The sequence below is a fragment of the Pseudoroseicyclus sp. CXY001 genome (assembly GCF_041714655.1).
Classification (GTDB): Bacteria; Pseudomonadota; Alphaproteobacteria; order Rhodobacterales; family Rhodobacteraceae; genus Pseudoroseicyclus_A.
This window is the reverse complement of record NZ_CP168219.1, coordinates 2593225-2617847: the sequence shown is the minus strand read 5'-3', so window position 1 is coordinate 2617847 and position 24623 is coordinate 2593225. Positions and strand designations below refer to the sequence as shown.

The window sequence follows — 24623 nt, the reverse complement described above, 5'->3', positions numbered from 1 at the left end:
TATCCGACTGTTTTAGTCAGAATCAACAACTGACAGAAATACTCAGGAGTTATCGGGATGCAAGAGACTGTTTCGGATGAGGGCCGGTTCAGAACGTCGCGGGCCAGCAGCTACCTGCAGCAGCTTTGCAAGCACTTCGGCCACAAGAGAGAGGTGCGCTTCGATGCGACCCGGGGCGAAGTGTCGCTGCCGCCGGGGCCCGTCGTTCTTGCGGCGACGGAGGACGAGCTGGTCGTGACCGTCAACGCGCAGGATGCCGCGGGGCTCGTCACGGCCCGCAGCATCGTCGACAGCCATCTTGAGCGCTTCGCCTTCCGGGAGAACTTCAAGACGATGGACTGGGCCGGGGCGGGCACGGAGGACGGCGCCTCCGCCTAGCGGAAGGCGCCGGTTTCGACCGGAGCGCCCGGCGGGCGGCGACCCGCCGGGCAGGCTCGAGCGATTCCGGCGAGGGAGGCCGTCCCGCGTCAGAGCGCGAAGAGGATGCACCACGCGACGAGCAGCAGTTGCAGCGGAAGCCGCAGGAGCAGGTAGACCGGCCCCCATTCGTGGCCGCCGCCGCCGCGGCGGGTCAGGCTCGCGTAGACATTCACGGGAAAGAACCCGATCAGCACCGCGATCGAGGCCCAGCCCGCCGCGACCCGCGAGGCGGGCAGCATCAGCGCGAGGGCGATGCCGGCCTCCATCACGCCTGTTGCGAGGACGATGGGCCGCCGCAGCGGCACCCAGCGGGGCAGCATCTCGACCATTTGCCCCGTCATGGCGAAATGGCCGAGCGAGAAGAAGGCGAAGGCGAGGACCAGCCCGGCGAGGCCGAAGAGCTCGGCGCGGGCCGCATCGCTCGGCCAGAGCAGCAGAGCCGCCAGCCAGGGCAGGACGAGCAGCGCCAGGATGATGGCCGGGGTTCTCATGCGCCGCCCCTCCGCCCTTGTGCCGGCCCCGGCCCGGGGCCGCTTAGCATCCGGCGCGCCACGCCCGGCGACAGGCGCCAGATGCCATGCAGCGCCCTCGCGCCGCCGATGCGGATCGTCTCCCGCCGCCGGTCGATGCCGCGCAGGATGCCCTCTGCCGCCGCCTCGGCACTGATCTTGCCGCGGCCGCGGCCCGCCGTCATGTCGGTCGCGACCAGCGGCAAGAGGGCCTCGCTGACGAGAAGATCCGGCCATTCCCGCGCACGCGCGCGCAGCGCATGGGTGGCGTTGCCAAGCCCGGCCTTGGCCGCGCAATAGGCCAGCGCGCGCGTCTTGGGGGCGAGGGAAAGGCAGGAATTGACGTTGCAGACGAAGCCATCCGGCGCATCGCCGATGACCGGCAGGAGCGTCGTGGCCAGGATCAGCGGGGCGGCGAGGTTCACCTCCAGCTCCGCGCCGATATGGGCGGCCCGCCGCTCGGGCGACAGGCGCAGCGGATCGCATTCCGTCTGCACCGCCGCATTGTTGATCAACCCGCGCGGCGACAGCCCGGCGAGCGTTTCGGCCAGCGCGGCCGTCGCCTGACGGTCGGACAGGTCGCAGCGGAGGAAGCGGAGGCCCGGCGCGTCCGGCCCGGGCACCTGCCGCGCGATGCCGATGACGGGCTGGCCGCGGGCCACGAGCTGTCGCGCCAGTTCCAGCCCGATGCCCCGGCTGGCGCCGGTGACGACGATAGGGCGCGGCTCAGACATGCGCCGCCTCCCCGGCCTCGAAGGCCTGCCAGCCGTCCTCGATGGCGGGCAGGATCGCGACGAATTCGAAATGCGGATGGGTGAAGAGCGGCGTGTCGCGCAGCCGCTCCATCCCCGTGTTGAGCGCCTCGGCCGAGGCGGCCGTGACCATCCAGATGTCGGAGCACATGGCGGTGAAGGCCTCGCAATCGAACTGGCGGATCGTCTCGCCGCCCGACGGCGCGGCGGCAGCGGCGATCTCGCGGCGCCGGGCCCTCGGCAGGGCCAGCCAGGACGGCAGCGCGCGCACGAGGAGAAACAGGGTGAGGGGCTGGGGGCGGAGGATGGTCTCGGTCATGTCTGGGCACTTTCAGCTTGAAGCGGAGGGGAATGCCCGCAATATCCGAGCAATTGCTCGACTTCGCTACTCGCATGGAGAGGCCATGACGCCCGCCGCGCCGGAGCCCAAGAAAATACCGAAACAGGCGCGCGCCATCGCGACCTGCGCCGCCATTGTCGAGGCCGCGGCTCGCATTCTGGAAGAGCAGGGGCCGGAGGCGCTCACCACCAACCGGATCGCCGAGCGCGCCGGGGTAGGCATCGGGACGCTCTACCAGTACTTCCCCGACAAGCACGCGATCCTGGTGAGCCTCATCCGGCGCGAACGCGGCGCGCTCCTGTCGGAGCTGCGCGGCATCGAGGCGGAGGGCGACGCGGCGCTCGGAGAGATGATCGCCGCCTCCATCCGCCATCAATTCGACCGGCCGAAGCTGGCCTCGGCGCTCGAGCATATCGAGCAGGCCTTCCCTCTCGGCCCCGAGGCCGCCGCCATGGCCGAGGAGATCGCCGCGCTGTCATCCGACCTTCTCGGGCGCCGCTTCGCGCCGGTCGAGAGGACGGACCTGCTGACTGCGGTCCTCATCGCCCGGACGATCGTCAACGCCGCGGGCGACGGGCTGCTGCCGCAGGACGGGCTGGCGGAGCGGGTGGAGAGGGCCGTCCGGGGCTATCTGACCAATGTGACGTCCCGGGCCTGACGGGGTGGGGCGCGTCGCGGGCGCTCCAGGCGGCGCGCCCGCTGCGAGGCCCCGAGCCTCTGCCGGCTAGACGGCCCGCGAGGCCCGGGCGGTGGTCTGCAGGGCCTCGAAGACGCGGTAACGCTCGAGATGCTGGTCACGGGCCTTCGGGTCGGGCTCGATGATGGCCAAGAGGCGACTCATTGCGGCCATGCCGGCCGGGATGTCGCCGTGAACGCCCCCGGCGACGGCGCCGAGGATGGCGCTGCCGAGAAGCACGGGTTCCGCCGTCTCGGGGATGGCCAGAGGCAATCCCACGGCGTCGGCGAGCAGCCGCCGGATCAGCGGGCTCCGGCCGGCGCCGCCGCTCAGGACGATCCTCTCCGCGCCCGCTCCCGCCTCAGTCTGCGCCTCGACGATCTGGCGCAGCCCGTAGCCGATGCTGCTGATGCAGGCGAGGTAGAGGCGGACGAGGTGATCCTCGTCGCGCTCCATCCCGAGGCCGGCGATCACCGCCCGGGTATGGGGGTCGGCATGGGGGGCGCGGTTGCCGAGCACCTCGGGCACGACGTGAAGGCCGCGCAAGAGCTCGGTCACGTCTCCGTCCGGGGCCATCGCCTCGGCGCGCCGGGCAAGCCAGGCGGGCAGGGACAGTTGCGCGGCCCGTGCCGCATCCAGCGCGGCGGGAGCGGCGGGGTGGAAATCGATGAGCTGGTCCACCGCCGCCCCGGCGGCGGACTGGCCGCCTTCGTTGAGCCAGAGCCGCGGGACCATCGCCGAGTAATAGGGCCCCCAGACGCCGGGCACGAAAACCGGCTCGCTGGTGGAGGTCATGGTGCAGGAGGATGTGCCGAAGACATAGGCGAGATTCGCTTCCGCCCCGCCGCCCTCGGTGGCGCCGACGGTGCCCACGCCGCCCGCATGGGCATCGATCAGGCCCGCCCCGACCGGCGTGCCGGGCGAGAGGCCGAGCTCCGCCGCCGCCTCGGCCGTGAGGCCGGAGCCGAGCGCCGCGCCGGCATCGACCACGTGCGCCCCGATCCGCCGGAACCCGTCGTCCGCAAGGTCCCCGAGGCCGATCTGGCGGAAGTAGCTGTCGTCCCAGCCGCCGTCATGGCCGAGATAGGTCCATTTGCAGGTCACGGTGCAGATCGACCGGGCGAGGTCGCCCGTCGCGCGCCAGGTCAGGAAGTCCGTCAGGTCCATGAACTGCCAGGCGTCGGCATAGACCTGCGGCGCGTTCTCCTTGAGCCAGAGGAGCTTGGGGGTTTCCATCTCGGGCGAGATGCGGCCGCCGACATAGTCGAGCACCCGGTGGCCCATGGCGTTGATCCGCTCCGCCTGCTCCAGCGCGCGGTGGTCCATCCAGACCATGATGTTGCGCTCGGGCGCGTCGCCGACGGGCAGGGGGGTGCCGTCCGGCCCCAGCACCACGAGCGAGCAGGTGGCGTCGAAACCGATGCCGGCAATCTTGCCCGCCGTGAGGCCGGCCTCGGCCATCGCGCCCTTCACGCTGGTGCAGACGGCCGCCCAGATATGGTCGCTCGACTGCTCCACCCGCAGCCCGTCGCGGTACAGGGCGATGGGGTGGCTGGCGGTGCCGAGGAGCGTCCCGCCCTCGTCGAAGACCCCCGCGCGGGCACTGCCCGAGCCGACGTCGATGCCGATCAGCGCCATCCTCAGAGGTCCACGCTGTTGGGCAGGATCACCATGTCGCGGATCACCACGCCCTTGGGGCGGGTGAGCATGAAGAGCACGGCCTCGGCCACCTCTCGCGGCTGCATGAGCGAGCCGTTGGCGAGTGCTTCTTCCATCTTCTCCTTCGGCCAGTCGTCAAGCAGCGCCGTGACCACCGGCCCGGGCAGGACGGCGCCCATGCGCACCCCGGCGGGGGCGACCTGGCGGCGGGTCGCATGAAGGAAGGCCTGCACCGCGAATTTCGACGCGGTGTAGATCGGCTCCCAGACCACAGGGACGACGCCGGCAACTGAGGAGGTGAAGATCACATCACCCGACTTGCGCTGGACCATCCCCGGCAGCACCGCCCGGACCGACCGGAACGCGGCGTTGACGTTGAGGTTCAGCATCCGGTCCCACTGGTCCGGGTCGCCCTCGGCCGCCGCGCCGCCGACATAGGCGCCGGCATTGGCGTGGAAGATGTCGAGCGGGCCGACCAGCGCCTCGCAGCGCTCTGCGATGCGGTCCACCTGCGGGCCGTCGAGCAGGTCCACGACCAGCGGATGCGCTCTTTCCCCGAGTTCTGCGCAGAGCGTCCCGAGCCGGTCTTCCGCCCGGTCGATCAGCACGACGCTTGCCCCTTCCTCGATCAGGATGCGGGCGCATTCGAGCCCGATCCCCGACGCCGCGCCGGTGATCGCCGCGGTCTTTCCGTCCAGTCGTCCGGTCATGATTGCCCTCCTCAGGCGCGGCCGTGGCTGGCGCGGGAGCGCCGGGCGAGGCTGTCGACGATCACCGCGATGGCCAGAACTGCGCCGGTGATCATGTAGCGCAGCGACGACGACAGGTTGAGCAGGGTCAGGCCGTTGGAGATCGCCATGATGACGAGCACCCCCAGAAGCGCCGACCAGGCCGAGCCGCGCCCGCCGAAGAGAGAGGTCCCCCCGATCACCGCCGCGGCGATGGCATTCAGGTTCACGTCCCCCGTGCCGGCCTGCTGGCTGGCAGAGGCGAGCCGGGCGGCAGCGAAGATGCCGCCCAGGGCCGCGAAGGAGGAGCAGACCACGAAGGCGGACAGGCGGATCCGGCGGACGTTGATGCCCGAGCGGCGCGCCGCCTCGGCATTGCCGCCGACGGCGAAGATCGACCGGCCCCATTTCGTGCGGGTCAGGGCGTAGTCCAGCCCGGCCACGAAGGCGACGAAGACGCCGAACATCCACGGCACGCCCCGGCCGAGCTCGAGGTAATAGACCGCGAAGAGCAGCGCCGCCGTCAGGATCAGCGCCTTTGCCAGCGGCACGCTCATGCCGCCGGAAGAGAGGTTCGCGGCCTCGCGCTGTGCATTGGTGCGGCGCGCGCTCCACAGGATCAGCGCGCCCGGCAGGAGAGCCACGAGATAGGACAGCCACATCGGCATGATGAGGATCTGCCCGAACCGCACTAGCGAGGAGGTGAACGGCATGTTGATCGAGCCGGTCGGTCCCAGAAGGTAGAGCTGCAGGCCGAGGAGCGCGAGCAGCCCCGCCAGCGTGGCGACGAAACTCGGCATCTCGAACTGGTTGCGCAGGACGCCGTAAATGAGGCCGACGATGGCGCCGGTTGCGATGACGGCGAGGATCACCAGCGGCAGCGGCAGGCCCACGCCGACCCAGAGCACCCCGGTGATGGCGGAGGCGAGGCCGGACATGGAGCCGATCGAGAGGTCGATCTCGCCCAGAAGCAGCACGCAGACCACGCCGAGGGCGATGAAGCCCACCGCCGCGGCATCGAACAGCAGGTTCACGAGGTTGTTGGGGGCGAGAAAGACCGGGTTCAGCGTGCTGAACACGATGGAGATCAGCAGGAGCCCGACGAAGACCGGGAGCATCCCCAGGTCGCCGGAGCGCACCCGGTCGATGAAGGCCCGCACCGCACCTGCCAGGCCGGCATCATGGCGGACGCGCGTATCGGCGCGGTCGAGGCGGGGCTGGTTGGCGTCGGACGGGCTCATTGGACCACCTCGGTCGGTTCGGATTTGCGGGCGGCGCGGCGCGAGACGGAATTCTCGTTCGCCCCGGTGATGGCGGCGACCAGCTCCTCATGGGAGGTCTCGGCCGTGAAGACGCCGTTGTTCTGTCCGAGGCGCAGCACGACGATCCTGTCGGCCACGGCGCGCACGTCCTCCATGTTGTGGGAGATGAGGATCACGCCGTGCCCCCGGTCGCGGACGCGCTCGATGAGGTTCAGCACCTCCGCGGTCTGCGCGACGCCGAGCGCGGCAGTCGGCTCGTCCAGCATGATGATCTTGGGATCCAGCAGCAGCGACCGCGCGATGGCGACGGTCTGCCGCTGCCCGCCGGAGAGCGAGGCAATGGGCTCGCGGACGGACGGGATGCGGGCGGCGAGCTCGCGCAGGAGCGTCCAGGCGCGGACCTCCATCTGCACCTCGTCGAGCGCCCAGGGGTTCATCTCGTGCCCGAGGAAGAGATTGGCGACCACGTCGAGATTCTCGCAGAGCGCGAGATCCTGGAACACGGTCGCGATGCCCATCTCCAGGGCCTTGCCGGGGCTGTCGAGCGTGACCGGCTTGCCGAGGAACTCGATCTGACCCGCCGTCGGCTGATGCACGCCGGCCAGCACCTTCACCAGCGTGGACTTGCCCGCGCCGTTGTCGCCGACAAGGGCGACGACCTCGCCCGCGTGGATGTCGAGCTCGATGTTCTCGAGCGCGGTCACGGCGCCGAACTGCTTGGTCACGCCGCGCAGGCGGAGCAGCAGCTCGCCCGGCCGTTGCGATGTGGTCATGGGTGTCCTCCTGCGGCCCCCTTTGAATTCCGGGCGCGGCGCCGGGAGGTGCGCCGCGCCCGCCTGACCTGACCTTACTCGATTCCGAGCTCGGCGCAGGCCTCCGCATATTCGGCGGTGCAGACCTCGGCGGCGGTCTGGATGCCCGCGTCGAAGATCTCGGCCTTGATGTTCTCCTGCGTCACGACCGCCGGCACGAAGAGCTGGCTGGGCGTGTCGTAGAGCGTCGTCGAGGCCTCGGGGGTCTCGCCGTTGAGGAGTTGCACGGCGACCTCGGCAGCCGCGGCGGCCACGATCTCGGACGGCTTGGAGATCGTGTTGTACTGGTCGCCCGCGATGATGAGCTGCAGCGCCGCGATCGTGGCGTCGTTGCCGGTGACGGGCGGCAGCGGATCGGTGCCCGCTGCCTTCAGCGCCGCGATGGCGCCGCCGCCGGTGCCGTCATTGGCCGCGACGATGCCCATGATGTCGCTGCCGAAGCGGGTGATCTGGCCGGCCGTCCATTCCTGCGCCCGCGGCGGGGCCCAGTCGGGCGTGTCGAATTCGCTCAGCGTCTCGTAGGGGGAGGCGTCGAGCGCCCGGTCGATGCCGTCGCGGATCAGGCCCGCGGCCGCGTCGGTGGGCGAGCCGTTGATCTGCAGCACGCCGGCACCTTCGGGCACGCCCTCGGCCTGCAGGTGCTCGACGAGGCTCTGCGCAATGGCATAGCCGATGCCTTCGTTGTCGAAGGAGACGTAGAAGTCGGCCGGGCTGTCGGGGATCGGCCGGTCGTAGGCGATGACCTTCACGCCCTGGCTGTGCGCGATCTCGACCAGCGCGGCGGCGGCGGCGCTGTCGACGGGGTCGAGCACGACCACCTCGGCGCCCTGGGCGATGACAGAGTTGAACTGCTGCTGCTGGAGCGCGACGTCCGCATTGCCGTTCTGGTAGATCAGCGTGCAGTCCGGGCAGAGCTCGCCCATGGCGGCCTCGAAGCCGGGCCAGTCGTGCTCTTCGTAACGGGTAGAGGCCTGGTCGGGCATCAGGAAGGCGACCGTCTGCGCGGTCGCGGCAGAGCCGAGCAGGGTCGCCAGCAGCGTGGCGGCTGCGAGGGATCGGGAAGTCATAAGGTGTCTCTCCTCCACTGTTGGGCGCCGGGGCAGACCACAGGGAGGGGGCGCGGCAGGCCCCGGCCGATAGGCCAGCCTGGATGCCGCCAGAGCGTGTCCTCCCTGCGCACCTCCTCGTGCGCAATCGATGCGCTTTTTTGCACAATCGATTGCGCATCTTTGCTCCATCGATGGAACGTGGTCAAGATGGTTTGCGGTGCCGGGCGAGGAAGCACCGCTCAAGGAACGGACGGGACATGAAAAAAACGCCGCGGCGCACGACGATCTACGACATCGCGCAGCTCGCCGATGCGTCTCCCAGTGCGGTGAGTTCCGTCCTCAACGGCACCTGGAAGAAGCGGCGAATCAGCGTGAAGCTGGCCGAGCGGGTGACGCAGGTGGCCGAGGCGCAGGGCTATGCGGTCAATGCGCAGGCCAGTCTGCTGCGCCGCGAGAAATCCAACGTCATTGGCATGATCGTCCCCAAATACGACAACCGCTACTTCGGCCAGATCGCCGAGCGCTTCGAGGAGATGGCGCGCGCCCGCGGCCTGTTTCCCGTCGTCACCTGCACCCAGCGTGACCCGGAGCTCGAATTCGAGGCGGCCAAGGAGCTCGTCTCCTGGCAGGCCGATTGCGTGATCTCCACCGGGGCGACCGACCCCGATCGCATCAGCGCCTTCTGCTCGGCGGCGGGGGTGCAGTCGCTCAACCTCGATCTGCCCGGCACGGCCGCGCCGTCGGTCGTATCGGACAACCGGGCCGGCGCGCGCGTGCTGACGGCCCTGATCCTCGACCGCTGCGCCGCCGAATTCGGCACGTCGGGCGCCCTGCGGTTCGTGGGCGGCCGCCTGTCGGACCACAACTCTGCCCGCCGGCTCGAGGGCTTCCTGGAGGAGCACCGGGCGCGGGGGATCGAGGTGCCGGAGGCCCATGTCCTCGCCACCGGCTATTCGGCCGACAAGGCCGCCGCCGCCTTGTCGGGTTTCCGGCCGACCGGACCCACGGGTCTCTTCGTGAATTCCACGATCGCCCTCGAAGGCGTCGTCCGCTGGCTCGGCGAGCTCGGCCCCGCGATGGACCTCGTCCGCTACGGCTGCTTCGACTGGGACCCGTTCGGCGGCTACCTGCCCGGCAATGTCGGCATGGTGGAACAGGACGTCGAAGCCATGCTCTCCCGCGTCCTCGGCATGGTCGGCGAGGAGGCTCCGGCCGGCGAGGTGTCTTATGTTCCCTGCCTGCTGAGGGAATTCGGCGCCGATGGGGTGTCGCCGAGAACGGGCCAGGGCGGGTGATCGTGGCCACGCGGGCAACTCGGTGACCTGCGGGGCGGCCTAGGGGCGGGTCTTGATCCGTTGCAGCCGGGGCGCCGAGCGGACCGCTTGTGCGGGAACGGCCTGTGCGCAAGTGGTTTGCGCGGCTTTCCCGGCGCCCGCGTTCCGCGGCTGCGGGACACCAGCTCACTGAAGTCTGCCGACAAAAGGGGGGGAGTGGTGGGCGACCCTGGAATAGGACGTCGCGCAAATCGCGTTCATTCCTTGGCCAAAGTGTCCCGCAGAGCTGTAGTGCGGGACACTTTGGTGCGGCGGCGGCTCGCTCTGTGATCGTTGCGGCTGTTCGCCGCCGGCATGGAGGCGACTATGACGAACGGCCTCTCAGCTCTGGAACCTTGCTCAGTCGAAGGAACGTGAAAGGAGGAGAGCGGTCCTTCGCTGCGGCACCTACGAGCGTCTAGAAACGGCGGAGAGCGGACGTTCCCTGCACTGGCTGCAAACGTCGCGGCAGAGTGGCAAATGGTCGTTGGCCACAGTACTGGGAAGCAGGCATGTACAGCCCACCTGGTCGCAACTCAGTTGGAAACCTAACTATCAAGCAGGAGTGGCTGAAGCGTGTGTTCCTTCCGACGCACTTGAGGCGCGGCCTTCGGGAATTTTCTGGAGGGGGAGACGTTTTGGTCTTAAGGAATGAAGTCATCAGGGCGAAAAATTTTCATTGTGAGTAGTTAGACCTTGGCATCCGCCCAACAACTCATCGGCCTCATCAAGAGCCACGCGGAAGGAGACGCCGATCGTTTTTACGATCTGGCGATGCAACTTTCTGCGGCCGAAGAGCAGAAGGGGCACACCCGGCTGGCGGAACAGTTGCGACAATGGGCCGAAGCGGGGCAAAGACCACCGGCGAAGCGGACCCCTGCAATCACCCCTATCGCAAAACCGCGCGGCGATCTGGCAGGGTTCCTTGCCGCGTCCTATCCGACCGAGCGTCTGGTCGATGTCATCTTGCCGGACAGGATCGAGAGCGAGCTCGCGCATCTCGTCGTTGAGACGCGCATGCGCGAAAAGCTCGAGGCAAAAGGACTCAAGCCACGACGGCGCGTTCTCCTCTCCGGCCCTCCCGGAACCGGCAAGACCCTGAGTGCGTCAGCACTCGCCGGCGAGCTGCAGTACCCCCTGTTCTCGGTCATGCTGCATGGGCTGATCACGAAGTTCATGGGCGAAACCGCGCAGAAGCTGAAGATGATCTTCGATGCCGTCAAGACGACGCGCGGTATCTATCTCTTCGACGAAATCGACGCTTTGGCCGCTGCCCGGGGCGGTGATAACGATGTCGGCGAGGCCCGGCGGGTTCTAAACTCATTCCTGCAGTTCTTGGATGAGGATACCGGGCCTTCCATCGTTATCGCCACCACAAACCTGCCGGGAATCCTTGACCGCGCGGTGCTGCGCCGCTTCGACCTCGTGTTGCCTTATGTAATGCCCGATGGCCCGGCCATCCGGCAGGCGCTCGAACGCCGCCTGATCGGATTCTCGCTGGCTCGGATGGGATGGAAGCGGGTGACGGATGCGGCCACGGGCCTATCGACGGCCGATGTAGTGGCGGCGGCGGAAGATGCCGCCCGACGTGCTGTGCTGAACGACATCGACAAGATTGCGACACAGGATCTGCTTGATGCCCTCGAACGCCGACGGTCGCTCCAAGAACTAGGGACCGATGAAAATGGCACGAGACCTTCGACACTTCCACCTTCGCAATCTCGGACAGCCGCGCCCGTTCAGGGCAAAGGGCGGGGGCGGGCCCAAAGGACCAAGTGATGTCCCCAATCGGGCCGCACACGCGCAAGCGCTGCTCCAGTCCATCGATGCGCTGCCGGATATTCCAGCTGCTGAGCTTCCCGGCGTCTATCTGGAAGTACGCTCGCGTGTCGACGAGCGCCTGAAAAAGGACAGCCTCGACGCTAGTGGCCTGACGCTCCTTCGTGTCGCCGAGGTCCCTGATCCCGGAGGTGGCCAGGAGCTTGCGACGGTCTTTGCGACAGCCAAGGGTGTCGAGAACCTGCGTAAGAAGGTCGAGCAGTTTCGGACGGAGGACACAGCCGAACGGGAAAAGGATGGTGAAATCATCCCGGGCCGTCCGAAGAATGCGGATCTGGTGCAGAGCGTCGCAGCCATCACGGAAGCGGGCTTGCGTGCCCTCTGGCGCAGCCCGGCAGGCAAATTTCCTGCGGCGGATATTGCGACCGTCTGGGAGGTTTGGCTCGAGCCTCAAATGACCGAAGTCTTCGTCGCGGCCGCGCCCAACTATGGCGTCACGGTGGGAGCGGATCGGCTGGAGTTTCCCGAAGATACCGTCGTGGTCGTGCAGGCCGATCGCAATCAGCTCGCCCAAGCCGTCCGCCGACTCGGTGGCGTGCGCGCCCTTGCCGCTCCGACCATCACCGCAGATTTCTTCGACGGCTTGCCGGTGGCCGAACAGGCGCAGTGGGTCGACGAGCTCGCGGGCCGGACGACCTATACCGACAATCCCGATCCTGGCTACGTTACGCTTATGGATACCGGCGTCAGTCGGGCGCATCCTCTCCTTCAGCCCGCGCTCAGTCCGGGCGATAGACATACCGCCAACCCGGCCTGGGGATTGGAGGACGTGAAGGGCCATGGCACGGAGATGGGGGGCCTGGCGCTCTTTGGCGATCTGACGCCTAAACTGCACCAGGCGAACCCGGTTTCAGTCGTGAACCGTCTGGAATCCGTGAAGCTGCTGCCTGATGCAGGAGTGAACCCGCATCATCTCCTCGGCGCGGTGACAAGACATGCGATAAATGCGGTCGAGCTGGTCGGCCCCCGCCGCCGTACTTTCACAATGACGACGACGACCGGTGAGGACACGCCGCATGACGGCGCGCCGACCTCCTGGTCGACGGAGGTCGATCAGCTGGCGGCTGGCGTGTCAGGAGAGATCCGACAGCGGCGTCTGGTGCTAGTTTCGGCGGGGAATACTGACAACTTCACCTTTGGCGCAGGAAGCTATCTTGATCGATGCGATCACGAGGACAACGAGATCGAGTCGCCGGCCCAGGCTTGGAACGCGCTGTCTGTCGGCGCCTATACCGAGAAGACCGTTCTGCCAGACGGCGAACCGGCGGAAGCTCTCGCACCGTTCGGAGATCTTTCGCCGGCGTCGCGAACCGCGTCGTGGTCCTCCCATTGGCCCAACAAGCCGGATGTTGTCCTCGAGGGCGGGAACTGGGCGCTAAGTGCCATGCCGCCACCGATGCGGCACGGATGGCTGTCTCTCCTTTCGACACATCATAATTTTCCGGTTCGATCCTTCACGTTCACCTCCGACACCAGCGCCGCGACGGCGCTTGCGGCCAAAGATGTGACCGAGCTCTGGTCGGATTATCCGACGCTTTGGCCCGAGACGGTTCGCGGTCTCTATGTGTCCTCGGCACGATGGACGCAGCAGATGCGAGCACATCTGCCGGCGCAGGCGAACAAGGGGCATTACACGCCGCTCTTCCAGAGATATGGGTTTGGTGTTCCCGACATGGCTCGCGCTCGCCGCAGTGCGTCAAACGCGCTGACCCTCATCGTGGAAGACACGATTACCCCATATGGGATCTCAGAAAAGACAGGCGGCGACGTACACAATGAGCTGAAGCTCTTCGCCCTGCCATGGCCCGTCGAGGCTTTGCGCGCGCTCGGGAGTGCCGATGTGACATTACGTGTGGCTCTCAGCAGCTTTATTGCCCCGAACCCGTCAGAAGCGTCGCGCGGCGTACGGTATCGTTACGCTTCACATAATCTGCGGTTCCAACTCAATCGTGCTGACGAGGGTGAAGCCCAATTCTTGGCTCGGATCAGCAAGGCGGCAGAGAAACCGGATGGTCCCGCAAGCGACGAGGAAGATCTTTGGGACTACGGCAGCAATCGACGCCATGTCGGATCGCTTCATATTGATCAACTGAAGTGCAAGGCGTCAGATCTCGCGCGACGTAATCTCTTGGCCGTTCACCCGGTTACCGGATGGTGGAAGTCGAAAAAAATATTGGCTGGGGGTCTACCCTCCGTTCGCTATTCGTTGATCGTGGAAATAGATGCTGAAGACCTGGACACTGAGCTATATGCGGAGGTTCAGGTCGCGATCGATGCCTTGGTAGCGGCTCAGACGGTCGTGCAAGTTTGACTTACCGGCCCTCTTCGCCTGCCATCGAATGCCGGCTTGAAGCTGGGAGCAATAGCGCTTCGGATCAAGGTCATCGATCGTGGTCGCCGCGCGTCTGCGGGTCGGTCCTTAAGCTCAAAGAAACCGTCGCCGCGGGACGAATGAACGGCGGCTATGGTGACTTGCGATGAATCTTCTGCGACTTGGCGAAGGTCCGCGATGGGCCGGGAGCGACTGCGACCAAGCAGGGGGCCGAACGGCGGTTTCGGGCCGGGAACGCCTGAGTCAGAGAGAGGAATTGAACGTCCGCTCAGGGTCGTGAGGGGCGCGCCGACGCTGCTGATCGAACGTTGGGGAAGGGTTGCGAACCATCGAGGCAAACACCCCCCTTGCGCGGTAGCATCGTGCTGCAACCTTCATTCACCAGGCAGCAGTCTGAAGGGCAAGAGAGGCCGAAGGTCGATGTCTTACCACTCCAATCCTGCCAGCGCCTTCACTCCATCTGCAGCCAGTAGCCGCCGAGCCACGCCTCTAGTATAGACTTCACTCGTCTTAGCTTGCGTGTGCGCCATCACCGCCATGATCTGGTGCTGCGAACATCCAGCTTCAGCCATCAGCTCGGCGACCGCTTTTCTTACGCCGTGCGAGGAACGTCCTGGGATTCCTGCCGAGGTGCACCAACGCTGCACTTGCACTCTCAGTGCCTCGCTCGACGTAAATGGCGCACCGGTGCTTCGGAGTAAGTAGGCTGGCCCCACGACCTTTGATGCCCGGGTCGCTGCTAGGAGCGGCGGCAGCATTGGTATCGAAACAAACGCGCTCCCCTTCTTTCGCGGCTGCCATTCCAGCCAGACCTCGCCATTCCGCATAGCCTCCTGCTCTCGACCAAGCCATATGGCATCGCCAATCCTGCAGGCGGTGAAGGCTTGCAGCGTGAGCCAGAGGTGCGCAGTCGTGCCTGGCAGGTGGTGCTCCTTGAACTTGCGGAGATCTGCGGCAGTCCAAGGCTTGGCCCCACCCTTCGGGCTGGTGTTAATCGGGCCGATGCCTGCGGCCGGGTTGTGGCCGATCTCGTCGCGCTCCATTGCCCACTTGTAGACCGCCCGCACCGATTTGATCAGGTTGTCTGCCGCGCCGGGCCTTCGCGCCCAGGCGTCGCGGACCCGCACAAAGGCGCCGGCGGGGGCATCCATGTCGAAGTCGCCATAGCGTTCGCCATCTTCATCCGTGTGGTCACAGAGCCGTGTTAGGACGCTCCGACGCTGCCGGAGCGTCGCAGCCGACATCTGGCCGGCGTCAACCATTGCCTCGAGGTGTCCAAGATACTTCTGGCAGAGCCAATCGAGAGATCGATCGACAGCTTCCGGGCGTGGCGGCTTCCACACTTCGCCTGTGCGCCCGGCGTAGTAGTAGTTAGCGAAATCGGGGTGATCCGGTGAGACCGGGATCCGGATGCGCTCGGCCTTCCGACCCTCAACCCGCACCCGGTAGCGGAGGCTGCCATTACGGTGCCGTTCGATAAGCAGGCCGGGGAAGTCGACACGCATCTCGTTCACCTGGTTTTCCACTTCTTCGGACGAGGGTGCGCGACCTCTTCCGATTCGGGAACTGGTTTCGCAGATTGCTGGTCTGCTGCGGGCGTCTCGATTTGAAAGGAACCGTCTGCAAGTACCCGCAGCGCGCCGACCTCGAGGCCGGCCTCCGCCCAAGCTGCGAGGGCATTGGTCAACCTGGCCTTAGACGGGGTTGCTGAGGGCATTGGTTCCGCTCCTCATATGTGTGCCTGAGCAAGGCTGAATTCTGGAAAGGGCACGCGCCGCCTCCATCTCCGGCACGACCCAACCTCCCCATTGCTCCGCCGCCGCGCACATCATCCCCGGGTATGACCGGCTGCGCAGGCGCGTCCGATCCGGGCCGGGCGGCATCCGGTGCACGGCGCTCCATCGCCGCCATTCGTCGCTGTCGCGCGCCGGCTCGGGCAGGCGATCCGTCTCGACGAGTTCGGGAAGCCCTCGGAGATACCAGCCCGTCGCCTTGTAGGCGGGTTCGCCAAACCAGAACGGCTGGACCATCTGGGCACGCGGCAGGTCGGCCGGCATACGGTCGCGGGCGAGGTCGTTCATCTCGGGGTTCTCGATGGCCACGCGGTTGATGGGCGATTCCCAGCACGCAGTGAAGACGCTGATGCCCTCCTCGAATTCGGCGCGCATGTCGTCCCAGCTGCGACCCGCGGGGAGCTGGCGGGGCGGCGTCCATTTGCCCGGTCCGCTCATCCAACGGCGCCCGGAGCGGCAAAGGCGCGTGCACGGCGGATGCATGACCGCGAGCAGGTCCCAGCCCCAGCCGAGGATACCGTCGCGGATGTCGCAGCGGATGTGCCGGTTGCTGCCGTCCTCGGCCGACTCGAGGTCGCACGACCAAACGTCGTGCCCGAGCGCGGAGAAAGCCCGGCGAGCGATGCCGCTCGTCTCGCAGCCAATGAGGATGCGGAGGGCGGTGCCGTCGGGGGTCATCCCTCGCCTCCGAGGACGGCCCGAAGGACGGCCCGAAGGAACGGCAAAATGCCGGCCAGCGTCACGAGGCCGACTGGAACCGCCCATGCGATCCAATAGCCCGCCGCCAAGCGGCCGCGCGATTTCTCAGCTTCGAAACGGCAGCCCAAGCGACCGCAGATCTCCGGCGTAGAGCACTGGCAGATTCCCATTTCGTCATCGGTCGCGCCGCCGGTTCGCTTCTGCGGGGGAGGTTGGAGGTGGTTGCGGGGCATCATGCCGCCTCCCCGAGCTGCTGGAAGACGCGCCGCGCCCGGTCATGCAGGGCGGCGTCGGAGCTGATCGCGAGCACCAACCGCGCCCAGGCCAGCCGGGCGTCGTCCTGCCTCAGCGAAACGATGGGGGTGCGAGCGAGCCACCTCAACTGCGCACGCAGGCGCGCCAGGTCGCCCGGGGCGGCGGGGGCGGCATAGCCGCCGAGCTCCGTCCGGGCCCGGCAGCGCCAGTGCTCCGCAGCTTCGCGCGGGGTGCAGCCATGGCCGGTGATGCCCAGGAGGTGGACCTCGACGAAGGCCCGAACCCCCGCGGGCATGGCATCGCCAGCCGGATCCTGAAAGGTGCTCTCGCGGGCTTCGATCTCCTGCCGGAGGATATCGATCATCGCCAGCGGTCTCGCCGCGTCCAAGCGGTCGCAGATCGTGCGCAGGGTACTGTCGTCAGGCATGGGCGGCGGCTCCGAAGTCGGGGGGATGGCGCGGGCGGCGCATTTGATCCAGTTGGCGACGGCGGCGTCTTGGTCCGGACCGATGCCCATCACGCCGAAAAGGGAAATCTCCCATTGGTGCGGCCCCCAGCCATCGCAGGCAGGGGTGATCGCGCCGCCGTTGCAGATGGTCAGGCGCACCATGGTGCTCGCCCGATCCTCTGCCCCCGTCAGGCAGTCGACCGCGAAGGCCCGGTTGTGGGCGAGGTGCGACGGTTCGACAGGAAGGGCGGTCATGCGGGCACCTTCGGCGGCTCGAACGGCCACGGCGGCGCGGGAAGGGTGACAGGCATCCAGCGTATGCCCACGAGGTCGGTGGTGCTCACCGGGACGTACACGACGATCACGGGGCGCGGGTCGTGGAGCGGGCGGCCCTTCACGGCGTGCCACTTCCGGCCTGAGGTTCGCGGTGAGCCTGGCGCAGGGCGAGACCCTCGCGCGACCTGGCGACGAGCCGGGCCAGCTCGATCAGGGACGGCCGTTCGGCATAAACCTCGAGATTATCGAGGATCTGCGCGGCGTCGGAGAGCGCGCGTGGTTCGGTGAGAGGGAGCTGCATCGGGGCCTCCATCGGGTGAGCGATGGAAGCCACTTATGCGCTTCAGGTATATACGTGTCAAGTATGCATATGCGCTACAGGTATATAGTGCGCTGGTTCTGAAGTCTGTGTTCAGGTTCAAACCGGAATCCGCCAGGCGCTCGGCTAGCTCAGAGCCGGGTGACGTGGAAAAGTGTTCCCGTTATGTTCTCTCAATGGAGGTTGAGAATCGCTTGATGACCGAGAGGCAATTTGAGGAGACGATTGCGGCGTTTACCCCTTCGCAAATGGCGCAGTTTCTCAAGTTTTTGGAGAATTCTGGTCTACAACCGCTTGCGCCATCGCGCCCCAAGAAGCCTGCATATCCTTCGGGAGACGCCTGAATGCATCGAGCAAGAGGCGCTCGGTGGTCGAGCGTTCCTCTGTGAAGAGGTCCGCTAGCTCAACGCCAAGCGCTGTCGCGATATCCCGGTAGAGCCGCAGCGGAATGCCGTCGTCTCCTCCTTCTATCCGGGAGATATGCGGCTGCGTGACGCCAACAAGATCGGCGAGATCGGCCTGCTTTAGGCCTCTCAGCTTTCTGATGTTGGCGATATTGCTCATGGTCAGACAATCGCAGGATGCTGCGTCTCCATCAAATTCGCTGTGCGCATGTAGATACTTGACACGTATATACCTGTAGCGCATACATAGCGCCCATGAACGCACTTGCTCAGTACCTGGCCGCGAACTGCATCCGTCAGACTCCATTCGCGGAGCGCTGCGGTACGACGCAAGCGACTATTTCCAGACTCTCCGCCGGGACTTCGCTGCCGAGCCTGGATCTGGCTATTCGGATCGAAGACGCGACAGCCGGCGCCGTCCCCGCCAATTCCTGGCGCAACGATGCTTCCGCCGGGGGAGCCGCGCCCTCCAGCGGCCGCCCGCGCGACTACATGCCGGCCAACGAGGTCGCGTCATGAAACCCGGATCTGATGATGGGCAATCGGTCATGCCCAGTGTTCGCAGCATCACCATCAGCGGGCCTAATGACGAGGATGGCCGACACCGTGAAGCTCGTCTGCGCGATCTATCAGCAGGCGCGCCAACTGGCGTGCGCTGTCTTCACTCAGAACCAGCTGATGAGCGTCGGCCGCGTTCACGTATTCGCCGCTGGCTGCGGTCCCTCTTTCAAAGAGGCGCAGCACAATGAATGAGCCTTCCTCATATTCGAGAATGCCGCAGACTACGCCGTCAGCAAATTCGGTCGCAACGGCGCCGCTCTCTCGCCGCAGGAGGCCGTCGGGGCCGACCAGAAACCGGTCATCCTGCATGTCTGTCTCCCTCATGTCTGGCGCCTTGCGCGCGCCCGCAGCATGCCCCGGGCCCACGGATTTGCGAACCTCCTCGCTCGGCGCTCGCCCCCGACGGGCTGCCTCCCGTCTCTCACCCCCCCTTTCCCGATCCTGCTCCGCCATCCTCCTCCCGGCGAGGGCAGGCGGGCCCGCTGCACCTCCTCCCGCAGCGGGCCCCAAGAACCGCGGCAGCTGGCCGACAGGCACCAAGACCCTGACCGCGGCAACGCCCGCCGGAGGCTCGGCCCCGGCGGGCCCCATTTCTCGGGCGCTCCTCTCATGGCCCCTTCATCGCCCATCCCCGGTCAATGACCAAACCAATGAGGTTGCTCGTGCCTGACCCGCGCCAGTCCATCCACGCCCTCTTGCGCGGCCTCGTGCTTCGCCTCGGCAAACAGGATGCCGCTGCCAAGATGATGGCGGATTACTGGAGCGAGACCGGCAGCGCCGCTGTCTGGGATGCCGGCGACCTGTCGCGGAAGATGCACGGCACCCGCCGCTGGACGATCGACGACATGCTCGCTCTGCAGGCGCTCACCGGATCGACGGCGGTGACCGACCTTGTGTGCGAGCTCGGCCAGGTCACCTCCTCGGCGCCCGGACTTTCCGGGATCCAGCATGCGACCCGACTGATCAAGGAGCACGGCGAGGCGAGTGTCGCCCTTCTCGAGGGCGGTGACGCGGCGCTCCAGCTCAAGGAGCTGATCGACCTGCGGGACGCTGTCGCCGCGGCGATCGGCGACCTCCAGGCAGAGGGGGAGGCCTGATGACCCAACGCGTCGCCCCCAAGGCGAAAGGTTGGCCGGGAGAGCCCCCGCCCGAACCACCGCGCCCGGCACCGGAGCGGATCATCGGTGGCGCCGACCATCGTCGCAACGATGGCCATCCGGGCTTCAATCCCTCGATCGCCTTCGGGCTCAAGGCGACCTCGCTCGCCCTCAAGGCGAAGGCGGGTCTTCTGCGCCCGGCAGAGGCATCGGAATTGGTCCTCTTCGCGCGCGCCCTTCATCCGGAAGGCCATGCCGACATCCTCGCCGCAGAGGCCTTCCGTGATGCGATCCTCTCCGCCCTGTCGGCCTCCGGCGAGGCGTTGCTGGATGCGCTGACCCCGGAGGCCGCAGCCTCCGGTCGGCGCGCAGAGGATGTCCTCGAGCGCCTGCCGGATAGCTGGCAGTCCAGAAAGGACTGCGGCCTTGACTGAGCGCGTCCGCCCCTTCGTCATCGAAGACGCCGCGGCGTTTGACCGGGCCGTGGTCTCCACCGTGCTCGCGTGGCTGATGCTCGAGCGGATGCACTCCGATGCCGCCGGTCTGGTCATGGATCGCCTCGTCTGGCTCGCCGACAACGAGGCCGTGCGCAATGGCGCGCCGCCCTACCACGTCGCCGCCGCTCTGCGGCTCGCCCGCGAAGGCAAGGCTGGGCTCCGGGCGCTGCATACGGCCGGCGCTTTGGCGAAGTTCTTCTCCGAGCGGTCAGAGGACCAGCTTCGCGCGCTCGGCTGGCCGGGCGAGGGGGGCTGATGTCGCGTGTCACCGATGCACAGCTCGAAGCCGCCCGAGGGCTCTCGATCGCGGAGATCGCCGAGCGCCTGGCGCTGGAAGGGCTTCACAAGTCCGGCGCTGAGCGGGTCGGGCCATGCCCGGCATGTGGCGGCACGGATCGCTTCGCGCTCAACGTCGCGAAAGACGTCTGGCTCTGCCGGCACTGCACCCCTGATGGCGGCGACGGGATCGCGCTCGTGCGGCTGGTGCTGAGCTGCGATCTGCCGGCCGCCATCGCATGGCTCGTGGGCTCGGCCGAGGTCGAGCTCTCGCCCGAAGTCGCAGAGCGTCGTGCTCGTGAGCGCGCCCAGGCGAAGCGCGAGCGCGAAGAGGAGGCCGCCCGGCGCCGCGCCGAAGCCGTTGCCATGGCCCGCGAGATGTGGGCGGCCGGCAAGCCGGCGAAGGGGTCGGCGGTCGCCGACTATCTGGCTTGCCGTGGTCTGGCCTCGATGGCTGCCGCACCCCCGCCCTGCCTGCGCTTCGCCCCCTCGTTGCCCTATCTGGTCGGGCAGGGGCGGGATGCCCGGACGATCCATGAGGGCCCGGTGATGCTCGCCGCCATCGCGCAGCCCGACGGCTCACTCGGCGCCATCCATCGGACGTGGCTCGATCTCTCGCGCCCGAAGGGCAAGGCGCGGATCGTCGATCCCACGATCAGAGATCCTGACCGACAGGTGCTGTCTGCCAAGAAGAGCTGGGGCCACAAGAAGGCCGGCGCGATCCGACTGACGCATCCCAACGCCCGCGGCTTCGACACGCTGGTGATGGGGGAAGGGATCGAGACGACCGCCACCGCCCTCGAGGCAGGCACCTTTCAGGCTGCAGCCCACTGGGCCGGCGTTGACCTGACCAATATGGCTGGCCGGCGCATCACACGCCGCAAGGGCATGCTCTATCGCGGGATCCCCGATCTCGACGGCGAGGATGTCGATGGCTTCCTGCCGCCGCCGTGGGTGCGCTGGCTGGTCTTCATCCAGGATGGCGATTCCGAGCCCCGCCTGACGCGCGCCCAGCTCATGGCCGGCCTCCGGCGAGCTCGGGCACGCAACCCGATGCTCGAGCGCATTTCGATCGTGCACGCCGGCGAGGGCAGGGACCTCAATGACATCGTGATGGAGGGGGCAGCATGAAAAAGACCCGAACGAAGAATGCCTACGGCGCCTCACTGAGCGGCGACAGGACAACGCTGCTCCTCAACTTTGGTCTCTGGACCGAAGAGCACCCCGTCGAACGGCTCGACCTCGCGCGTGCCCATTTCGAGAGCCTGGCCGCGAAGCACCCCCGAGGGGTGTACGCGACCGTCGCCATGGATCTTGCACGCATTGCTCGCCGATTGGCGCGCGCTGGAACAAGGTCGGCAGCATGAGCGACGACCGCTGGGACGAAGTGCGCGCCGCCCTGGGCGATCCGGAAGATATCGACATGGATGGCGTCGAGACCCCGCACCCCTGTGGTGACGATGGTCCGCCGAACGGCGAGCCACCCTCGGCTGATGCAGAGGAAAGACTGACGCCTTCGGAGAGGGCGGCGCGCGAGCCTTTGAACGACCTGGGAAATGCCCGGCGCTTCCGCATCTATCATGGCGAGGACGTGCTGCACGTGCCGCGGGTCGGCTGGCACGCCTGGGACGGTCGACGGTGGGCGAAAGATCCCGATGGGCTCGTTGTCCGCCGGCTTGCGCAAGGCATATCTGCGCGGATCACTGAAGAGATACCGCACATCGCCCTGGAGCGGTGGGAGGATGAGGCTATCGCGGCGATCCCCTCGGCTGAGCAGGAGATCAAGCGCCTGCGCGCCGAGGAAGAGAGCGAAGATCGCGCTGAGGCGCTGCGTAAGGCCGAGGCCACCCTGGAAACGGGGATCCGCGCCAAGACGCGGCTCTCGAAGCTGAAGAGCGAAATGCGCGGCTTCGCGAAGACAACCGGCAATTCGGACCGCATCACCAAGCTTTTGAAGGAAGCCGAGGTGCTGCTCTCCTGTCCGCTCGAGACAATGGACGCCGACCCTCTCGCGGTGAACTGCCTCAATGGCACCCTGCGCTTTACCGTCGAGCGCGGTGTTGAGGACGAGGGTATGTCTCCAGTCGCATCCGTCACCCTGACCCCGCACGACAAGGCCGACCGCTTCACCAAGCTGATGCAGGTCGAGTACGACCCTCAGGCCAGCTCCTCGCTCTTCGGTAGATTCCTGACGCGGGTGCAGCCCGACAGCGTGATCCGCCGGTTCCTGCAGCGCACCTTCGGCCTTGCCATGACCGCTTTGCCCATGCAGCGGATATGGTTTTTCTACGGCCACGGGGCCAACGGCAAATCGGTGCTCGTCGACGCCATGGCTGACCTGATGGGAGACTACGCCTCGTCGGCGAAGATCGAGAGTCTGACCGGCCAGTCGAAGCGCGGCGGCTCAGATGCCACGCCAGACCTCATCCCGTTGATGGGCGCGCGCATGGTGCGGGCTTCGGAGCCCGAGCAGGGCGAGCGGCTGAAAGAAGGCACGATCAAGGAGCTGACGGGCGGCGAGCCTATCCTCGTGCGGGCTCTGCATTCCGACTTCGTCGAGGTGCGCCCTGTCTTCAAGCTGATCCTCTCCGGCAACCACAAGCCGGAGATCCGCGGAACGGATGACGGCATCTGGCGGCGGGTGCTGCTTGTGCCCTTCGACGTGCAGATCCCCGAAGCAGAGCGCGATCAGGATCTCGGTCGCAAGCTGAAGGCCGAGCGATCAGGCATGCTCAACTGGCTGATCGACGGGCTGATCGACTTTCTGGAGCGCGGGCTCCAAGTGCCGGACACCGTCTCAGATGCCACGCAGAGCTACCGGGAAGAGAGCGACCCGCTCGGCAACTTCCTCGCCGACGGCTGCGAGGTGACCGGCGATGTGGGCCATTGGACGGCCACGAAAGACCTGGTCGCCGCCTTCAATATCTGGGCCGAGGCCAACGGCACGACACAGTGGAAGCCCCGCACTATCGAGAACGGGCTGAAGGACAGGGCCGGCCGATGGCGCCCGCCCGGTGGGGGCTCCAGTTTCGAATACTCAAAGGTGTCGGTGAGCGGCTATCGCGGCATCCGGCTGACGACTGACATGCGTGACCAGCTCGCCCGCCTTCGCGGCGGTGCCGCCTCGCCGCCCCCGGACCCCGATCCTGATTTCTAGCGGGAGGTCAGGGAGGACAACCGCCCATGGCGGGAGGTCGGCACGGCATCGGGGGTTCGGGGGAAGGCGAATGGTTACAGGTGGTTGGCTGGCAGGCCGGGAAGACAGGGAGGACAGGGAAGACGGCGCCGGGGTTTCGCTACATGCGCGCGCACGAGGGGTAAGGGGGCAATGGGAGAATACCGTCTTATGCGTTACCCCCATCCTATCCTCCCTGACCTCCCTGTCTTCCCTTTCGAAGTAGAAAAACAACGAAACAACAGAGGGTTAAAGGGCGGTGAGTTGGGGAAAAATCCTTCAACGGTCCTCCCTGCGTCCTCCCTGACCTCCCGTCTCTCCTCCCGGCAAAACAACCTGTTGGGCCCGATCTCAAAAATAGAACAAGATATTGAGGCAGATGATGAGCAAGAGCACCGATGAAGGCGCCACCCGCACTGGCACAATGGAAAGGCCACCTGCGCGACAGGCGGCTGACGCGCGCCGCGCGGAGGAGACGACGCGGCTGGCGAGGATGCACCGCGAGGCACGCCCCCCGGCAGACTGCTCGCCGGCAATCTGGGAGCATATCGCCCCGGCCCGCGCTCCGCTGCGGGCATTCCGACCGGAAGAGGCCGTCATCACGCAAGATGGCAACGTTCGGGTGCGCGATGAACCGATGCCAGACGGCCTGCCGGCACGGGTGACCTCGCCGCTCTCCGCCATCGAAGCGTTGTCGTGTCGGGGGCGAGGGAAGGGTAAGCCCTTCACCGTCGGCCAGCACTTGGCGGCCGAGGCCTATGCGGATGTTGTCCACCTGATGGCGGCATCGGGCGGCAAGCTCTCCAACTTCGATGGGATGCCGGGGGGCAGCGGCGACAGTGTAACGGACGCGATGATCGAGACGGCCCGACGGCTCCGCCGGATGGAGAGTGCCATTGGGGATGGGCCGGCTCTCCTCGCCGAGGGCGCGCTGGCCATGCCTGGTCGGCGGACGATCCGGCGCCGCGTCTTGGCATGGCAAGCTCTCATCGCCGGGCGGAGCTTGGGCGATATTCTCGCCGCCCACGGATGGGCCGCCCGGGCTACAAACTCGGCCCGCCTGCGTGCCGCGCTCGGCTCGCTCCTCGATGATCTCCACGGCCTCTAGCACAACCCCTATTGACAGGGGCTG

Annotated in this window: 27 protein-coding genes; 13 read left to right on the top strand and 14 right to left on the bottom strand. The window is 66.9% G+C overall.

The features are described 5' to 3' along the window. The first annotated feature begins 57 nt into the window (after positions 1 to 57). A complete protein-coding gene (locus ACAZ03_RS12790) occupies positions 58 to 378 on the top strand; it encodes a DUF2218 domain-containing protein (protein ID WP_373354131.1) in 321 nt (106 codons plus the stop codon). Between the two features lie 89 nt (positions 379 to 467). Here the strand turns inward: ACAZ03_RS12790 and ACAZ03_RS12785 are convergent, their stop codons facing one another. The 3 genes from ACAZ03_RS12785 to ACAZ03_RS12775 are packed head-to-tail and all read right to left on the bottom strand — an operon-like array spanning position 468 to position 2000. After that, entirely contained in the window at positions 468 to 911 is a 444-nt protein-coding gene (locus ACAZ03_RS12785; RefSeq protein ID WP_373354129.1) for a hypothetical protein, read from the bottom strand. After that, positions 908 to 1663: an SDR family NAD(P)-dependent oxidoreductase gene (locus ACAZ03_RS12780; RefSeq protein ID WP_373354128.1), complete on the bottom strand. Its 756-nt coding sequence runs from the start codon at positions 1661 to 1663 to the stop codon at positions 908 to 910. Before ACAZ03_RS12780 ends, ACAZ03_RS12785 begins: the two co-directional genes overlap by 4 nt. Continuing rightward, complete coding sequence (locus tag ACAZ03_RS12775; protein WP_373354127.1) at positions 1656 to 2000, bottom strand: darcynin family protein; 345 nt, start codon at positions 1998 to 2000, stop codon at positions 1656 to 1658. The genes ACAZ03_RS12780 and ACAZ03_RS12775 overlap by 8 nt, the downstream gene beginning before the upstream one ends. Before the next feature lie 85 nt (positions 2001 to 2085). Here ACAZ03_RS12775 and ACAZ03_RS12770 point away from each other — a divergent pair, with 85 nt between their 5' ends. Beyond that, positions 2086 to 2679, top strand: coding sequence for a TetR/AcrR family transcriptional regulator (locus ACAZ03_RS12770; protein WP_373354125.1), 594 nt, complete (start codon positions 2086 to 2088; stop codon positions 2677 to 2679). Between the two features lie 66 nt (positions 2680 to 2745). On the opposite strand, the gene ACAZ03_RS12765 is transcribed toward ACAZ03_RS12770, so the two are convergent. The 5 genes from ACAZ03_RS12765 to ACAZ03_RS12745 form a co-directional block, all read right to left on the bottom strand. After that, positions 2746 to 4335 (bottom strand): FGGY-family carbohydrate kinase, encoded by a 1590-nt coding sequence (locus ACAZ03_RS12765; RefSeq protein WP_373354124.1) that lies wholly within the window; start codon positions 4333 to 4335, stop codon positions 2746 to 2748. A 2-nt stretch (positions 4336 to 4337) separates the two neighbouring features. Continuing rightward, a complete protein-coding gene (locus ACAZ03_RS12760) occupies positions 4338 to 5066 on the bottom strand; it encodes an SDR family oxidoreductase (RefSeq protein ID WP_373354123.1) in 729 nt (242 codons plus the stop codon). An 11-nt stretch (positions 5067 to 5077) separates the two neighbouring features. After that, entirely contained in the window at positions 5078 to 6325 is a 1248-nt protein-coding gene (locus ACAZ03_RS12755; protein ID WP_373354121.1) for a sugar ABC transporter permease, read from the bottom strand. Then, a complete protein-coding gene (locus tag ACAZ03_RS12750) occupies positions 6322 to 7119 on the bottom strand; it encodes an ATP-binding cassette domain-containing protein (RefSeq protein ID WP_373354119.1) in 798 nt (265 codons plus the stop codon). The genes ACAZ03_RS12755 and ACAZ03_RS12750 overlap by 4 nt, the downstream gene beginning before the upstream one ends. 74 nt (positions 7120 to 7193) lie before the next feature. After that, positions 7194 to 8225: a sugar ABC transporter substrate-binding protein gene (locus ACAZ03_RS12745; protein WP_373354117.1), complete on the bottom strand. Its 1032-nt coding sequence runs from the start codon at positions 8223 to 8225 to the stop codon at positions 7194 to 7196. 239 nt (positions 8226 to 8464) lie between these two features. Between ACAZ03_RS12745 and ACAZ03_RS12740 the strand changes: the two genes are divergently transcribed. The 3 genes from ACAZ03_RS12740 to ACAZ03_RS12730 all read left to right on the top strand — a co-directional run bounded on the left by ACAZ03_RS12740 (position 8465) and on the right by ACAZ03_RS12730 (position 13670). Beyond that, positions 8465 to 9502: a substrate-binding domain-containing protein gene (locus tag ACAZ03_RS12740; protein WP_373354115.1), complete on the top strand. Its 1038-nt coding sequence runs from the start codon at positions 8465 to 8467 to the stop codon at positions 9500 to 9502. Positions 9503 to 10216: 714 nt separating this feature from the next. After that, entirely contained in the window at positions 10217 to 11299 is a 1083-nt protein-coding gene (locus ACAZ03_RS12735; protein ID WP_373354113.1) for an AAA family ATPase, read from the top strand. After that, positions 11205 to 13670 carry a S8 family peptidase gene (locus ACAZ03_RS12730; RefSeq protein ID WP_373354111.1) on the top strand — a complete coding sequence of 822 codons (2466 nt, stop codon included), beginning with the start codon at positions 11205 to 11207 and terminating at the stop codon, positions 13668 to 13670. Before ACAZ03_RS12735 ends, ACAZ03_RS12730 begins: the two co-directional genes overlap by 95 nt. A 446-nt stretch (positions 13671 to 14116) precedes the next feature. Here the strand turns inward: ACAZ03_RS12730 and xerC are convergent, their stop codons facing one another. The 5 genes from xerC to ACAZ03_RS12705 form a co-directional block, all read right to left on the bottom strand. Beyond that, positions 14117 to 15196 (bottom strand): tyrosine recombinase XerC, encoded by a 1080-nt coding sequence (gene xerC / locus ACAZ03_RS12725; protein ID WP_373354110.1) that lies wholly within the window; start codon positions 15194 to 15196, stop codon positions 14117 to 14119. 189 nt (positions 15197 to 15385) lie between these two features. After that, entirely contained in the window at positions 15386 to 16162 is a 777-nt protein-coding gene (locus tag ACAZ03_RS12720) for a hypothetical protein (RefSeq protein WP_373354108.1), read from the bottom strand. Positions 16163 to 16415: 253 nt separating this feature from the next. Then, positions 16416 to 17141 carry a hypothetical protein gene (locus ACAZ03_RS12715; RefSeq protein ID WP_373354107.1) on the bottom strand — a complete coding sequence of 242 codons (726 nt, stop codon included), beginning with the start codon at positions 17139 to 17141 and terminating at the stop codon, positions 16416 to 16418. Positions 17142 to 17280: 139 nt separating this feature from the next. Then, the gene (locus tag ACAZ03_RS12710) at positions 17281 to 17463 is read right to left on the bottom strand and encodes a hypothetical protein (RefSeq protein WP_373354105.1); all 183 of its coding nucleotides are present in this window, start codon (positions 17461 to 17463) and stop codon (positions 17281 to 17283) included. 279 nt (positions 17464 to 17742) lie between these two features. Further along, positions 17743 to 18045: a helix-turn-helix domain-containing protein gene (locus ACAZ03_RS12705; RefSeq protein ID WP_373354103.1), complete on the bottom strand. Its 303-nt coding sequence runs from the start codon at positions 18043 to 18045 to the stop codon at positions 17743 to 17745. 95 nt (positions 18046 to 18140) lie between these two features. Here ACAZ03_RS12705 and ACAZ03_RS12700 point away from each other — a divergent pair, with 95 nt between their 5' ends. Next, entirely contained in the window at positions 18141 to 18404 is a 264-nt protein-coding gene (locus ACAZ03_RS12700; protein ID WP_373354101.1) for a helix-turn-helix domain-containing protein, read from the top strand. A gap of 63 nt (positions 18405 to 18467) precedes the next feature. On the opposite strand, the gene ACAZ03_RS12695 is transcribed toward ACAZ03_RS12700, so the two are convergent. Continuing rightward, entirely contained in the window at positions 18468 to 18770 is a 303-nt protein-coding gene (locus tag ACAZ03_RS12695; protein ID WP_373354100.1) for a hypothetical protein, read from the bottom strand. 338 nt (positions 18771 to 19108) lie between these two features. On the opposite strand from ACAZ03_RS12695, the gene ACAZ03_RS12690 reads away from it, so the two are divergent. The 7 genes from ACAZ03_RS12690 to ACAZ03_RS12660 all read left to right on the top strand — a co-directional run bounded on the left by ACAZ03_RS12690 (position 19109) and on the right by ACAZ03_RS12660 (position 24599). After that, complete coding sequence (locus ACAZ03_RS12690) at positions 19109 to 19543, top strand: hypothetical protein (protein WP_373354098.1); 435 nt, start codon at positions 19109 to 19111, stop codon at positions 19541 to 19543. Then, a complete protein-coding gene (locus tag ACAZ03_RS12685) occupies positions 19543 to 19977 on the top strand; it encodes a hypothetical protein (RefSeq protein WP_373354097.1) in 435 nt (144 codons plus the stop codon). The genes ACAZ03_RS12690 and ACAZ03_RS12685 overlap by 1 nt, the downstream gene beginning before the upstream one ends. After that, a complete protein-coding gene (locus tag ACAZ03_RS12680) occupies positions 19970 to 20296 on the top strand; it encodes a hypothetical protein (protein ID WP_373354095.1) in 327 nt (108 codons plus the stop codon). Before ACAZ03_RS12685 ends, ACAZ03_RS12680 begins: the two co-directional genes overlap by 8 nt. Beyond that, positions 20296 to 21447 carry a primase-helicase zinc-binding domain-containing protein gene (locus ACAZ03_RS12675; RefSeq protein ID WP_373354093.1) on the top strand — a complete coding sequence of 384 codons (1152 nt, stop codon included), beginning with the start codon at positions 20296 to 20298 and terminating at the stop codon, positions 21445 to 21447. The genes ACAZ03_RS12680 and ACAZ03_RS12675 overlap by 1 nt, the downstream gene beginning before the upstream one ends. Then, positions 21444 to 21683: a hypothetical protein gene (locus ACAZ03_RS12670; RefSeq protein WP_373354092.1), complete on the top strand. Its 240-nt coding sequence runs from the start codon at positions 21444 to 21446 to the stop codon at positions 21681 to 21683. The genes ACAZ03_RS12675 and ACAZ03_RS12670 overlap by 4 nt, the downstream gene beginning before the upstream one ends. After that, on the top strand, positions 21680 to 23473 hold the full coding sequence (locus ACAZ03_RS12665) for a phage/plasmid primase, P4 family (RefSeq protein ID WP_373354091.1): 1794 nt from the start codon (positions 21680 to 21682) through the stop codon (positions 23471 to 23473). The genes ACAZ03_RS12670 and ACAZ03_RS12665 overlap by 4 nt, the downstream gene beginning before the upstream one ends. 400 nt (positions 23474 to 23873) lie before the next feature. After that, positions 23874 to 24599: a hypothetical protein gene (locus ACAZ03_RS12660; protein WP_373354089.1), complete on the top strand. Its 726-nt coding sequence runs from the start codon at positions 23874 to 23876 to the stop codon at positions 24597 to 24599. Positions 24600 to 24623 lie beyond the last annotated feature (24 nt).